The 14,328-nt window shown below is 41.1% G+C and carries 11 protein-coding genes; 9 read left to right on the forward strand and 2 right to left on the reverse strand.

Annotated elements, in window-relative coordinates; all coding sequences use genetic code 11:
* Positions 1-230: 230 nt before the first annotated feature.
* The 3 genes from DS737_RS00830 (at position 231) to DS737_RS00840 (ending at position 4,144) form a co-directional block, all read left to right on the forward strand.
* A complete protein-coding gene (locus DS737_RS00830; protein WP_008942158.1) occupies positions 231-1,058 on the forward strand; it encodes a carbapenem-hydrolyzing class D beta-lactamase OXA-214 in 828 nt (275 codons plus the stop codon).
* Between the two features lie 329 nt (positions 1,059-1,387).
* On the forward strand, positions 1,388-3,109 hold the full coding sequence (locus DS737_RS00835; protein ID WP_113996548.1) for a GGDEF domain-containing protein: 1,722 nt from the start codon (positions 1,388-1,390) through the stop codon (positions 3,107-3,109).
* Positions 3,110-3,187: 78 nt separating this feature from the next.
* Complete coding sequence (locus DS737_RS00840) at positions 3,188-4,144, forward strand: helix-turn-helix domain-containing protein (protein ID WP_113996549.1); 957 nt, start codon at positions 3,188-3,190, stop codon at positions 4,142-4,144.
* 48 nt (positions 4,145-4,192) lie between these two features.
* Here the strand turns inward: DS737_RS00840 and uvrA are convergent, their stop codons facing one another.
* On the reverse strand, positions 4,193-7,024 hold the full coding sequence (uvrA, locus tag DS737_RS00845; RefSeq protein WP_005087149.1) for an excinuclease ABC subunit UvrA: 2,832 nt from the start codon (positions 7,022-7,024) through the stop codon (positions 4,193-4,195).
* A gap of 259 nt (positions 7,025-7,283) precedes the next feature.
* On the opposite strand from uvrA, the gene DS737_RS00850 reads away from it, so the two are divergent.
* Both DS737_RS00850 and DS737_RS00855 read left to right on the forward strand, forming a co-directional pair.
* Positions 7,284-7,856: a DUF2939 domain-containing protein gene (locus DS737_RS00850; protein ID WP_113996550.1), complete on the forward strand. Its 573-nt coding sequence runs from the start codon at positions 7,284-7,286 to the stop codon at positions 7,854-7,856.
* Positions 7,857-7,911: 55 nt separating this feature from the next.
* On the forward strand, positions 7,912-8,265 hold the full coding sequence (locus DS737_RS00855) for a DUF1304 domain-containing protein (RefSeq protein WP_004641483.1): 354 nt from the start codon (positions 7,912-7,914) through the stop codon (positions 8,263-8,265).
* A 151-nt stretch (positions 8,266-8,416) separates the two neighbouring features.
* On the opposite strand, the gene tenA is transcribed toward DS737_RS00855, so the two are convergent.
* Positions 8,417-9,091 (reverse strand): thiaminase II, encoded by a 675-nt coding sequence (gene tenA, locus DS737_RS00860; RefSeq protein ID WP_113996551.1) that lies wholly within the window; start codon positions 9,089-9,091, stop codon positions 8,417-8,419.
* A gap of 172 nt (positions 9,092-9,263) precedes the next feature.
* Here tenA and DS737_RS00865 point away from each other — a divergent pair, with 172 nt between their 5' ends.
* From DS737_RS00865 to DS737_RS00885, 4 genes are all read left to right on the forward strand, one after another.
* Positions 9,264-10,346 carry a DUF475 domain-containing protein gene (locus DS737_RS00865; RefSeq protein ID WP_113996552.1) on the forward strand — a complete coding sequence of 361 codons (1,083 nt, stop codon included), beginning with the start codon at positions 9,264-9,266 and terminating at the stop codon, positions 10,344-10,346.
* 132 nt (positions 10,347-10,478) lie between these two features.
* Positions 10,479-11,843 carry an MFS transporter gene (locus tag DS737_RS00870; protein ID WP_004641478.1) on the forward strand — a complete coding sequence of 455 codons (1,365 nt, stop codon included), beginning with the start codon at positions 10,479-10,481 and terminating at the stop codon, positions 11,841-11,843.
* 51 nt (positions 11,844-11,894) lie between these two features.
* Positions 11,895-12,476: a single-stranded DNA-binding protein gene (ssb, locus tag DS737_RS00875; protein ID WP_113996553.1), complete on the forward strand. Its 582-nt coding sequence runs from the start codon at positions 11,895-11,897 to the stop codon at positions 12,474-12,476.
* Between the two features lie 400 nt (positions 12,477-12,876).
* Entirely contained in the window at positions 12,877-14,310 is a 1,434-nt protein-coding gene (locus DS737_RS00885) for an amino acid permease (protein ID WP_005087114.1), read from the forward strand.
* Positions 14,311-14,328 lie beyond the last annotated feature (18 nt).

Below are 14,328 nucleotides of genomic sequence, written 5' to 3' on the forward strand. Positions count from 1 at the left end.
TTTTGAGGCATAGTTCACATAATACGAATCAAGAGATATGTAATTTGCATTTTACGATCTCCTAACATTTTCCTTGTGTATTTTTTAAGTTTTCTAGCTCGGCTTTCCCCAAGGTCGAGCTTTTTTTTATTTACTTATAGTAGAAGATCTAGATCAATAAATATCACAAAGTAATTTGTATAAAAAGGTCTATAGTGACAACTAAACTCCGATAATTTTAAATACAGAAAATGAAGCTATCAAAATTATACACCCTCACTGTGCTCATAGGATTTGGATTAAGCGGTGTCGCCTGCCAGCATATCCATACTCCAGTCTCGTTCAATCAAATTGAAAACGATCAAACAAAGCAGATCGCTTCCTTGTTTGAGAATGTTCAAACAACAGGTGTTCTAATTACCTTTGATGGACAGGCGTATAAAGCATACGGTAATGATCTGAATCGTGCCAAAACTGCTTATATCCCAGCATCTACTTTCAAAATATTAAATGCTTTGATTGGCATTGAACATGATAAAACTTCACCAAATGAAGTATTTAAGTGGGATGGTCAGAAGCGTGCTTTTGAAAGTTGGGAAAAAGATCTGACTTTAGCTGAAGCCATGCAAGCTTCTGCTGTACCTGTTTATCAAGCGCTTGCCCAGAGAATCGGATTGGATTTGATGGCAAAGGAAGTCAAAAGAGTCGGCTTCGGTAATACACGCATCGGAACACAAGTTGATAACTTCTGGCTCATTGGACCTTTAAAGATCACGCCAATCGAAGAAGCTCAATTTGCTTACAGGCTTGCGAAACAGGAGTTACCATTTACCCCAAAAACACAACAGCAAGTGATTGATATGCTGCTGGTGGATGAAATACGGGGAACTAAAGTTTACGCCAAAAGTGGTTGGGGAATGGATATTACTCCGCAAGTAGGATGGTGGACTGGATGGATTGAAGATCCGAACGGAAAAGTGATCGCTTTTTCTCTCAATATGGAAATGAATCAACCTGCGCATGCAGCTGCACGTAAAGAAATTGTTTATCAGGCACTTACGCAATTGAAATTATTGTAATGCGTAATTCACTGATTTTAAGCAAAAAAAAGCCCAATCTCTTAGCATGAGTTGGGCTGAGAAATAGGATGTTTACATTTGGGGGGAGAAAACATCCTAGAGGGTAACGAGTGAGTAGTAAGTCATATATTCATTGATCAAAGTATGTGGCTTGATGGCTGATTTGTAAAATTGATAATTTTCATTTTTACAATCTGTTTCGGCAATGAAGTGGGTGGGCGTATATGATGTTGGTCGTATAAAGGTTTTGTGATTGTTAGAACATCGCTAAAATGTTTATTTGGTTATTAATTAACCAAAACAATGGGTGAGAAAAGCAAGGTATGTTCATGGGACGTGATTTAAAAAACTCAAAACTACGTTCTGAGCAGATCAGCCTCCGTTTGTTTTCATGTATGGCTGTGATCATTTTATCGATCTTATATATTTCTATTCCGCTGATTATCCGGAGTTGTCAAGAATATACCGAAACCAAACAAGTGCTGACAGATACGACCAGTTTACGAGCACTGGTTAAGACTGTGAATAAAATCTCTAGGGAACGTGCGCCGGCAAATAAGGTGATGTCCAGCACACCCGATGAGCTGGCTGCAAACCAAGCAGAGTTACACGCTTTTAGAGATATTGTAGATGCTGAAATTGATCAAACAGTCACAATCTTGGAGCAAGGTGGTTTTCCATCAATAGCTCAATCTTTGCAGACTGATTTAAAAGCAGAATTGGCGCAAGCGCGAATTACAGTGGATGCTTATGCACTTATTCCACCTCATCGACGAACATCTTTGCAGTTCGATCAAGCGATTTTGTCGATGTTTACTGCATGGGATAAAGCACGTGAACTTTTAAATAAATGGATGATTTTATCAGAGAGCAAAGATAGTAAAATTTCAAATTACTTTACTTCTATTCTGATCTTAACGGATATGCGTGATCAGGCGGGACGTGTTGCTTCTAATATTATGGCTCCCGTTACGTTTGATGAAAAAATCTCAGATGAAAATCTTGCTCGATCTTTGCAAACACAACATCAAACACGCTATTTATGGGCGTTGGTGGACACCATTCATTTAGAACAATCCAAAACACTTGAATATAGTCGGTTGCATCAACGAGTCAAAACTGAGTTTTTGGATCAAGGACTTCCGATCGTAACTCGATTATTATTACAGAGTAAAAATAATGAAGATTATTTTATTTCTGGGACGGAGCTAACAGAGCAAATCGTAGACAAGTTTACAACGGTGATTGATCTGCAAAATTATATTTTGGATTACAGCATTGAATTTGCGACTACCCAAAATCAGAATGCTCGACAACAGTTTCTTTTTACCCTTGGTATTTCTAGTCTCTCTTTGATGATTGCGCTTTTTACGATGATTTATGCTAAGCAAAAAGTGTTTAGTCCATTGATTAAGGCCCGAAATATGATTCTTGGATTGTCTGATGTCAGCGATGAGCCTGTGAATCCACGCAAATCTCAAAATGAGTTCTATTCTTTATTTGAAGCGATAGACAAACTCAAAATCATGTTAGGTCAACGGGATACGATGGAGTTGCAATTAAAGCAGATTGCCAACTCGGATCCGTTGACAGGGGTATCCAACCGCCTTGCACTAGATGAGTATCTTGATCTACTTCAATCTAAACCTGAGCTTCTTGGGCATTTGGGTGTGATCGTGATTGATATTGATAATTTTAAATTTGTGAATGATCAATATGGGCATATTGTCGGTGATCAGGTGATTATAATGATCGCGGAACAGTTAAAGCACAATGTGCGTGCCTCAGATTTAATCGTCCGTTATGGTGGTGATGAATTTTTGGTGGTCATTGAAAATATTCAGTTAGATGCCGCAAAACAAATTGCGGAAAGTATTCGTTTGGAAATTTCTAAGCAGGCTATTGAGATTTCTCGTTCGGGAGAACAACTCTTTGTTTCAGTCAGTATTGGCGTTGCAACAGGGGCTGAAAGTTGGTTGGAATTGTTAGAGAAAGCCGATCAGTCTTTATTAAAAGCGAAGGTAAAAGGGAAGAATATTGTTGAGACTTGATATTGTTCTCAGCAATTTGACATTGCTTATAAATAAAATATACTTCTATGTATATTTTATACGTATAAATATTAAGTCATGAAATTAACAGCTCTAAAAAAAGCTCGGCTAGCAAACATGATGACTCAAACAGCGGTCGCAGAAGCTATGGGAGTTAGTCAGCCTAATTATCAACGTTGGGAATCTGGAGCAGCTTCTATTCCTAAGAGTAAGCAAGCAAAATTAGCGAAAATTCTAAATTCAACTATAGATGAACTACTCGGTAATCCTCGACGTTTTGATCATTTAGGAATTTATAATGAGATCACTGATGAAGATACGTATTTTGGAGAAATAGCATTTCATTTCAAAACAGGTAAAGGACTTTTATTTCCAATTACTGAGGCTGAAAGATCGAGACTATATTATCGATTAAATGATAAAGATGATTTTATAGCTGTTGAATCTCTAGATAATAGAATCGCTTTTATTCGTCGAGCTTCCATACAAGATGTTTATTTCTCAAGTGAAGCATTTGATACTTTTGGTCCTGAAAAATATAATGATTGGTTAGGATTGGATAGAGTCGAAGATGAGGAATGGCTGGTTATAGAGAATATTGAGTGTTTAGAGCATGTAACAGATTTAATAAGTGAAGAAAAAGTAAAAAACTATCTAAAGAAAATACTTTTAACCGAAGAGGAGTTAGATGTATTAATTGAACAAGATCATATAAAGAAGGAAGATAGGGAAAAGGTTCAAAGAGATGCCTCTAAACAATTAAAAAAATTGTATGCCAGAGCAACGGAGATTCAATGGCAATTTTCTAATGGAAAAATAAGAAGAGAGCCGATGTTTGACGATCGCAAGCTGTATGAGGCTTTTTCCTGTCTTGAACTTGATCCAGAAAATGTAGAAGAAATTATCTATCTACCTACAGAGGGATATCACAGGTCAATTTTTATAAATACTTCAGAATTGGATTATATTTTTATTCCCGCCCATAAATTTAATTATGGCCGTTTAGAAAGTTTAGAAGAAGAATTGGGTGAATAACAACAAGGCTAGAGGTCATTTAACCTTCTAGCCTAATTAAATTAACCTTTATTTAAGCATCGGTTTTAAGAAACGTCCTGTATGTGAAATCTCAACCTTAGCCACTTGCTCAGGTGTACCTTCTGCAATAATCTGACCACCACCAGAACCACCTTCTGGCCCAAGATCAATCACCCAATCGGCAGTTTTGATCACATCTAAATTATGCTCAATTACCACAATGGTATTACCCTTATTACGTAGCTCATGCAATATATCGAGTAACTTGGCAATATCATGGAAATGCAAACCTGTGGTTGGCTCATCTAGGATATATAAGGTTTTACCCGTATCACGTTTTGCTAACTCACGCGCTAATTTCACGCGTTGCGCTTCACCACCTGAGAGGGTTGTTGCGGCTTGACCCAAACGAATATAACCAAGACCCACTTGAGTCAGGGTTTCTAGACGACGATGAATCACAGGAATTGCACTAAAGAATTCGGCTGCATCTTCTACGGTCATTTCTAACACATCAGAGATATTCTTACCTTTATAGCCCACTTCCAGCGTTTCACGGTTATAACGCTTGCCATGACAGGCATCACAAGGCACATACATATCAGGCAGGAAATGCATCGCGACCTTGATCATGCCATCGCCTTCACATGCCTCACAGCGCCCGCCTTTTACATTAAACGAGAAACGACCTGCGCTATAACCACGTGCTTTGGCTTCAGGGGTTTGCGCAAATAACTCGCGAATTGGGGTAAATAACCCTGTATAAGTTGCAGGATTCGAACGTGGTGTACGACCAATTGGACTTTGGTCAATATCGACCACTTTATCCAAGTGTTGCAATCCATCAATCGAATCAAATTTTTCAGCGGTAAGAGTGGTTGCACCATTAAGTTGAGTGGCTGCTAAAGGTAATAAAGTACGGTTAATTAAGGTTGACTTTCCTGAACCTGAAACGCCGGTGACGCAGGTCATAATGCCTAAAGGAATGGTCAAATCGACATTTCTAAGATTATGTCCGCTTGCGCCTGAAAGTTTAATCACTTCATCCGGACGTGGTGATTGAGTACGTTGTTTCGGTACTGCAATTTTTAATTTGCCTGAAAGATATTGGCCTGTAAGCGAATCGGCATGGCTCGCCAATTCATCATAGGTTCCTTCGGCGATGATCGCACCACCGTGAATCCCTGCACCAGGTCCGATATCAATAATATGGTCCGCAGCACGAATTGCATCTTCGTCATGCTCAACGACCAGTACGGTATTGCCGAGATCACGTAAGCGAATTAAGGTTTGTAATAAGCGATCATTATCACGTTGATGCAGACCAATTGATGGTTCATCAAGAACATACATCACGCCCATCAAACCTGCACCGATTTGCGAAGCGAGGCGAATACGCTGCGCCTCACCCCCTGAAAGGGTTTCAGCCGAACGTGCTAAGCTTAAATAATTGAGTCCCACACTCACCAAAAAGTGTAAACGCTCACGAATTTCTTTAAAGATTTTATCGGCGATTTCGCCTTTAGCCCCCTCAAGATTGAGATCTTGATAATAACTTTCGGCATCTCCAATCGACATCTTGGTAATTTCAGCAATGGTTTTGTCTTTGACGCGAACATGACGCGAGATTTCATTGAGACGAGAACCACCACAGGCATCACAAGCGGCATTAGATAAGTATTGGGCTAAGTCATCACGGACATAATTCGATTCCGTTTCACGATAGCGACGTTCCAAATGTGGCAAAATTCCTTCAAAAGGCTGCACACGGTTATGTTTACGACCACGTTCATCAATATAACTGAGGTCGATTTTTTCTTTGCCTGTACCTTGTAAGAATTTCTTTTGTGTCTCTTTATCCAGTTGATTCCACGGGGTATCGAGTGGAATATCAAAATGATCTGCGACTTTTTGAAGCATCGTATAGTAATACGGTCGCTGTCTGTCCCAACCACGAATTGCACCTTGGCTGATCGATACTTCTGGATTTGGAATCAGTTTGTCGGCACTGAAATGACTACGCGTCCCTAAACCATCACAGACAGGACAAGCACCAAAAGGATTGTTAAACGAGAACAAACGAGGCTCGAGTTCAGCAACCGCACGGTCACATTCAGGACAAGAGTGTTTCGCTGAAAAGACACGTTCAGGATGTTCACCATTCATCCACGATAAAATTGCAATATCGCCACCTAAACGTAAGGCAGTTTCAAAGGATTCAGCAATTCGATTACCAAGATCATCGCGTACTTTGAAACGGTCGACGACGACCTCGATGGTATGTTTTTTCTTTTTGTCTAATTCAGGTGGGGTATCAATATCAATAATTTCGCCATCGACACGCGCACGCACAAAGCCTTGGCTTTGTAATTGTTCAAATAAGTTACTGTATTCGCCTTTGCGTTCTCGAACCACAGGTGCGAGCAACATCAGTGCCGTACCTTCTTCAAGCGATTTTACTGCATCGACCATTTCCGAAACGGTTTGTGCGACCATCGGTAAGTCATGTTCTGGACAGTAGGGTGTACCCACACGCGCATAGAGTAAGCGCAAATAGTCATAAATTTCGGTAATTGTTCCGACAGTTGAACGCGGATTATGGCTCGTCGACTTCTGCTCAATCGCAATTGCAGGCGATAAACCTTCGATTGAATCAACTTCAGGCTTTTCCATTTGCGAAAGGAATTGGCGTGCATAGGCCGAAAGTGATTCAACATAGCGACGCTGACCTTCAGCATATAAGGTATCAAATGCTAAGGATGACTTTCCTGAGCCTGAAAGTCCCGTAATCACCACAAACTTGTCACGTGGAATATCGAGTGACACATTTTTTAAATTATGGGTACGTGCGCCTCGAATACGGATATGACTTTGACTCATAAATACATCTCAGTAATGTGAAAATTGAAATAGGGAGTGTAATCTGTTTCCCTACAAGGAATTGTGAAGTTTCCTCAAACCCTCTATATAATAGCGATTTAAAATTGTTCAAGCTGTAACAAAACGATTTTAAGCGTCAGTTTGTGTCGGATAAATGGTGTGGCTCATGTTTTAACATGAAATTTTTATATTGCCCAAGTGTTTATCTGTGAGTTTCACAGACCATTTAGTAAAAAAATTGTTCATTGCTGAGGATAAGATGCCACAAAAATTAAAGATGACCAGCATTGTGCTGGTGTTATTGGTCTTCGGCTATTTATTTGCTTCACCCTATTTAACGATTTATCAAATCCGTCAAGCAATTGAACAAGACGATAGTGCAGCATTGGCCAGTCATATTGATTTTCCAAGTGTACGCCAGAGTTTAAAAGATCAGGTGAACGCACAAATGTTGCAAGACATGCCTCAAGCGCCTTCGTCAGAGCGCGGACTCGCTGCACTTGGGGCAATTTTGGCGTCATCGATGCTGGATAAGGTGGTGGATATTATGGTGTCACCGCAGGGAATCACGATGCTGATGCAAGGCAAACAACTCAAGGACAGTTTGCCTATGCAAACGCAGTCAGATTTTCAAACCACACATTTATCCGAATCCGTATCTTTATCTGGTGCTGAAAAAGTGAGCTACAAAGGTCGTTACCAGTCTTTCAATCAATTCGCTGTGGAAATTCAGCATCCACACAATCATTTGCCGACCAAAATTATCTTGCAAAGAACGGGCTTGAGCTGGAAAGTCGCACAAATCCAATTGCCGATCGAGCAAAATCGCTAGATCAGTGCTACATTCATTTCAATCATAGGATGAGCAGAATAAGGAATCGAAAAACATGCTAGCAAATATTTTAATTGCATTGATTGGTCTATTACATGTTTATATCTTAGTGTTGGAAATGTTCTTGTGGGATAAACCAGCAGGTTTGAAAGCATTTGGAAATTCGCCTGAAAAAGCACAACTCACTAAGGTATTGGCACAAAATCAGGGACTTTATAATGGTTTCCTTGCCGCAGGTTTATTTTGGTCATTGTGTGCACCTGAAAACTATGCACTGCCTTTGGCGAATTTCTTTTTAGGTTGTGTGTTGGTGGCCGGAATTTTTGGTGGGTTGACTGCCAGTAAGAAGATTATCTATATCCAAGCACTGCCTGCCTTGGTCGCTTTAATTGTCGTCAATTTATTTTAATGCGGGTGCTATGCAGCGTTTGAGCTTTGTGTTTTAATGCCCTCAGTTTGAGATGAGCCTCATACAGTATATCGGACGATACGATATACGACTAAGCCCCTTAATTGGGGCTTTTTTATGTCGATTAAAAACTAAAAAATAACTGAACGGCTTAGGCTTGGTCGAGACCTAACCATTGACGTTGCTGATAGGCGCTGTCCCAAAACAACCATTCGAGTTTTGCGCCCATGGTATAGGCTGCATGCATTTTCGCTAAAGTATCTGGGTCGCAACGCGCGGCAACTTTATCTACAGTCGCAATCACATTTGCTACGGCAGTATTAAACTCTTCACCTGCATAGGTATCAATCCATGCTTGGTAGCGATTGTTTGCGACAGATTGATTGACAATATCCTTACCGACTTCGGCATAGATCCAGAAACAAGGCAGTAATGCTGCCAAAACCACGGGATAACTTTCTGACCATGCTGTGGCGGTCAAGAAAGAGGTGTAGTGATGGCAAGCCAAAGTTAAAGGTGTGTTTTCAAACTCAGTTTTGCTAATGTGGAATTCTTGCATAAAATCATTGTGCAAACTACGTTCAACAATGATGGCAATCTTTGCCGCTTCAGAAAATTGAATCACATCATCGGCATCATAGGCTTTGGCTGCAGCGATCGCGAGTGCACGACCATACGCCAATAAATAATGCGCGTCCTGAATCACATAGTGGCAAAATGCTTTTGGATCTAATGTGCCTGCTGCTAGTTCTTGATTGAAGGGAAGAGCTAATATTTTTTGGTATAAATCGTGGTTTTGCTGCCAAAGCGCTTGTGAAAATGCCATGAAATGAACCTGCAGAATGATAAAAATGAATTTTGTCCAAACTATAACAGAAGTCCGTTTTATGCTGCTTGAATCTGCAAATAAGTCCAACAATCTTTTCTATCTTTCGGTTAAAACTCGCCTACAATAGAGCCATTTTTATGACCCAATAATTTTGTCTAAAAGGCAGCTCATGAAGCATTTCCGTTTTTCCATATTCTTCACCATTGTGTGTTTAGCACTGTCTGCATATTGGGGTTATACCCATGGCCCAGAAGCTGGCATTTCAACCATGTTAAAGGCACTCACCATTACCGTCATTTTGGCGATTATGGAAGTTTCTTTGTCTTTTGATAATGCCGTGGTCAATGCATCTGTTCTCCGCAATTGGGATCACTTCTGGAAGATGTTGTTCCTCACCGTTGGTATTCTCGTTGCTGTATTCGGCATGCGTTTAATTTTCCCGATTTTGATCGTTGCTGTCACTGCTGATATGGGCATGATGGAAGTGGTGAAATTGGCGCTCAATGATCCGAAGTCCTATTCTGAACGTCTGATGGAGCACCATCCTGAGATCGCAGCCTTTGGTGGAACATTCTTACTCATGGTGTTTTTAAACTTCTTTTTTGATGATGAGAAAGAGACCCATTGGTTCCGTTGGATTGAATCCAAACTGGCGCATTTAGCCAGTGTGCCTGCCATGTCGGTTTTCATTGCGTTGGTGGCAATGTTAGTAATGGCTGCACATGTGGACGAAGCAAAGCGTCTGGTGGTGACCATGGCGGGTATCTGGGGCATCGTGGTATACATCGGTGTGAAAGTTCTCAGTCACTTATTGGGTGGAGAGCCTGAGGTGGATGAGGATGGCAATGCAGTGACACAGGGCGCAGATGGTGCAGCAAAGGGTGTGGTAAAAGCGGGTATTGGTGGTTTCTTGTACTTGGAAGTCCTCGATGCATCGTTCAGCTTTGATGGTGTGATTGGTGCATTTGCGATCACCAGTGATGTGGTCATCATTATGCTAGGTCTTGCAATTGGTGCAATGTTTGTCCGTTCGATGACCATTTATTTAGTCGAAAAAGGCACGTTGGATGCTTATATCTTCTTGGAGCATGGAGCGCATTATGCCATTGGTGCTTTAGCATTTATTATGATTGCAAGTGGTACGGGTTTACATGTACCAGAAGTTGTGACAGGTCTGATTGGTGTTGCCTTTATTGTTTGGGCGGTGATTGCCTCGATACAGTATAGTAAGCGACAGCAGCAACTCTCTTAAGTTTGGATTCAGTTCAAACGACTAAGATGATGAGGGACGGTAACGTCCCTTTTTGTTTTTTGGTTATGTTTTTTTTCAACGCTTTGCGAGCGGATGGCTTATAATCCGTTCAGCCAGTTTTAGTGTCTTAAAATGATGAATGCTTTAGAACGCCGTTCAACCTTTGCCTTAAGTAGCATTTTTGCCTTACGCATGTTGGGCTTGTTCATGATTATCCCTGTATTTGCAGTTGCAGGGCAGTCTTATCAATATGCAACGCCTGCATTGATTGGTTTGGCTGTCGGGGTATATGGGCTGACTCAGGCACTGTTACAGATTCCATTCAGCTTGCTTGCCGATCGCTTTAGCCGTAAGCCATTGGTGGTACTTGGCTTATTACTCTTTGCCTTGGGTGGTGCGATTGCGGCGATGTCTGAAACGATTTATGGCGTGATTATTGGCCGTGCGATCGCAGGGGCTGGGGCTGTTTCAGCTGTGGTGATGGCACTGTTGGCAGATGTCACACGTGAAGAACAGCGAACCAAAGCCATGGCGATTATGGGAATGAGTATTGGTTTATCCTTTGTGGTTGCCTTTAGTTTAGGGCCTTGGTTAACCAGTTTGGTTGGGATTTCAGGCTTATTTTGGGTGACCACGTTAATGGGCTTGATTGCAATTGTCATGCTCTTACTGGTTCCCAAAGTCACACGTCATCATCGCAACTTCCAGCAAGGTTATTTGCCACAGCTTAAACAAGTGATTCAGATGGCCGACCTGAATCGACTGCACATTTCTGTATTTGCCTTACATTTGCTGTTAACGGCCATGTTTATCTATGTGCCTTCGCAGTTGATTGAGTATGCTCAAATTCCATTATCACAACATGGTTGGGTTTATTTACCATTATTGTTGATCAGTCTGTTCTTTGCATTTCCAAGCATTATCGTGGCAGAGAAGTATCGTAAAATGCGTGGCATTTTTCTCTCCGCTATTGCAGGGATTATTGTTGGTTTATTTATTTTGATTTTTGGTTATGAATCAAAATATGTATTACTTGCAGGTTTGGGGATTTTCTTTATTGCGTTTAATGTGATGGAGGCTTTATTGCCTTCATGGCTGTCTAAATCTGCACCCTTACAATCTAAAGCCACTGCCATGGGGATCAATGCCAGTGCACAATTTTTAGGGGCATTCTGTGGCGGGATTTTAGGTGGTCAATTGATCATGTTACAGAATACTGCACTGGGTTGGAGTGTGCTCACGGTCATTGCTATACTATGGTTGCTGATTAGTTTTCGTCTTGCTCAGCCGCGTTATTTAACTTCAGTAGTGCTTGCACTGCCTGAAATGCAAGAAACGGACGAGTGGACTTCAAAACTTTTGGCAATTCGTGGTATTGAAGAAGTGGTGGTGATGCCCGAACAACAAGTTGCTTATATTAAGGTCGATAAACAGTGTTTAGATGATGCTGGGCGACAAGATTTAACGCACTTGATTGGCAAAGAGGTAGCCATTTAAGCATAACTCTTATAAAGTAAAACATAGAAATAGATAGGATGAAGACAGCTAATGCGTGGTGTGAATAAAGTTATTTTAGTCGGTACTTTGGGTAAAGATCCAGAAACAAAGACTTTTCCGAATGGTGGCTCGCTAACACAGTTCTCGATTGCAACAAGTGAATCGTGGACAGATAAAAATACAGGCGAACGTAAAGAGCAAACAGAGTGGCATCGTATTGTATTGCATAACCGTTTAGGTGAAATTGCACAGCAATATCTTCGCAAAGGTTCTAAAGTCTATATCGAAGGTTCACTACGTACCCGTCAATGGACTGACCAAAATGGTCAAGAGCGCTACAGCACTGAAATTCGCGGTGATCAAATGCAAATGCTTGATTCACGTCAGCAAAGTGAACAAAGCGGTGGTGATTTCAATCAACCACGTTTTAACAATAATCAAGGCGGTGGTTACCAAAACACAGGTCATAGCAACAATCAAAATGGTTATGGTCAAGGTGGTGGTTTTAATGGTGGTAATCAAGGCAATTATGCAGGCAATCCACAAGCGGGTAATGGTTTTAATACACCAAAGTCTGCACCACAACCTGCTGCGACAGCACCTGCTGATTTAGATGATGATTTGCCGTTCTAACTTGTAAGATTCACTGAACAAGTTTCTCAAAAAGCCCCTTTTCAGCGATTGAAAAGGGGCTTTTGTTATGCCACGACAACGGCTTTATTCCTTATATAAACTCTCCTAAAAGATCATTCTCTGATCACGACTCAGACCAAGTTGATCATAAAACTCGCCAAAATTGTGCATAATTTTTACAATTGGCTCTCTCTTTTATTCTAAAAATGGCTCTCGTTTCTTCAGAGTCAAAACGACAAATTAAAGCCATAGCAAGTATGCATACGGAAGCGTTGTTCATTCGTCCTTTCTTTTATTTGAGGAGAGCAGGTTTGAACAACACCATTTTTAGGGATATATGGGGCATTGAGATGAACAATTCTCAGGTTGCAAATATCCCCAATAGGTTAAGGAAAATGATATGGCAGCACATCAACACGGTTCTGAAGCCAATCTCTCCCAAAATTTAAAACATGGATTGCAATCACGACATTTGACCATGATCTCTATTGCAGGCGTGATTGGTGGATCATTATTTATCGGTTCGGGCAATGTGATTTACTCCGCTGGACCTGCGGCTGTTTTGGCTTATGCCCTAGGTGGGTTACTGGTTTTATTTATTATGCGTATGTTAGGGGAAATGGCGGTTCAAAACCCTGACAGTGGCTCCTTTTCAACTTATGCTGACCGAGCCATTGGTCGCTGGGCGGGATTTACCATTGGTTGGTTATATTGGTGTTCATGGGCATTACTCATGGGATGGGAGGCCTATGTTGCAGGCAAAATCTTGAACAACTGGTTTCCCTTTATTCCCATTTGGGGCTATATGCTGTTGGTGATTGGGTCACTGGTTTGGATCAACTTACAAAACGTTAAGAATTATGGTGAGTTTGAATTTTGGTTTGCATTGATTAAAGTCATTGCGATTGTGATCTTTTTAGTGATCGGTAGTTTAGCCATTATGCACCTCTGGCCTTGGGGAGAGGGATCTGCCGCAGGTGTGGGCAATCTCACTGCACAAGGTTTTATGCCCAATGGTTTTTCCTCTGTGATTACCGCTTTACTTGGGGTGATGTTTGCCTATATCGGAGCTGAAATCGTCACCGTTGCCGCTGCAGAGTCGAAAAATCCATCTAAGGAAATCCGCAAAGCATCCAACTCGATTGTATGGCGAATTATGCTGTTCTATGTGGGGTCTATGTTGATTACCGTGTGTTTGATTCCCTATAACAACCCATTATTAAAAGACCCGACATGGGGAACCTATAGTGTAACTTTGAGTGCCTTGGGCGTTCCTGAAGCACGTCATATTGTGAGCTTCGTGGTACTGACCTCAGTGTGTAGTTGCTTTAACTCCGCCTTGTATACCTGTTCACGGATGCTATTTTCATTATCTAAACGGGGCGATGCACCCAAAAGTTTTGGTTATTTAAATAAAAAAGGCAGTCCAGGCATTGGTGTAATTGCATCATGTTTATTTGCCTTGTTCGCAACTTTTTTGACCGCCACAGAGAGTATGAATGTCTATGACATTTTCATGCTGGCAACGGGTACGGCAGCGTTGTATGTGTATTTGACCATTGCCTTTTCACAGCTACGGATGCGTAAAAAACTTGAAGCTGAAGGGGCTAAAATTGATTTTAAAATGTGGCTATTCCCTTGGCTGACCTATTTGGTGATTTTTGCGATCATTGGTTCGATCATTACCATGTTGATTGAAGGCACATATTTTAAAGAAGTGACCTATACTTCATTATTGGCCTTATTCATTGTGGCAGTAGGTTTTCTGGTTCAGAAATTCAACTGGGGAAAGAACGCACAGAGTGAAATGATTCAAGAAAAACCATCGCTTTAGTCATATGCTTTGAAGTAG

This window comes from Acinetobacter haemolyticus (assembly GCF_003323815.1).
Classification (GTDB): Bacteria; Pseudomonadota; Gammaproteobacteria; order Pseudomonadales; family Moraxellaceae; genus Acinetobacter; species Acinetobacter haemolyticus.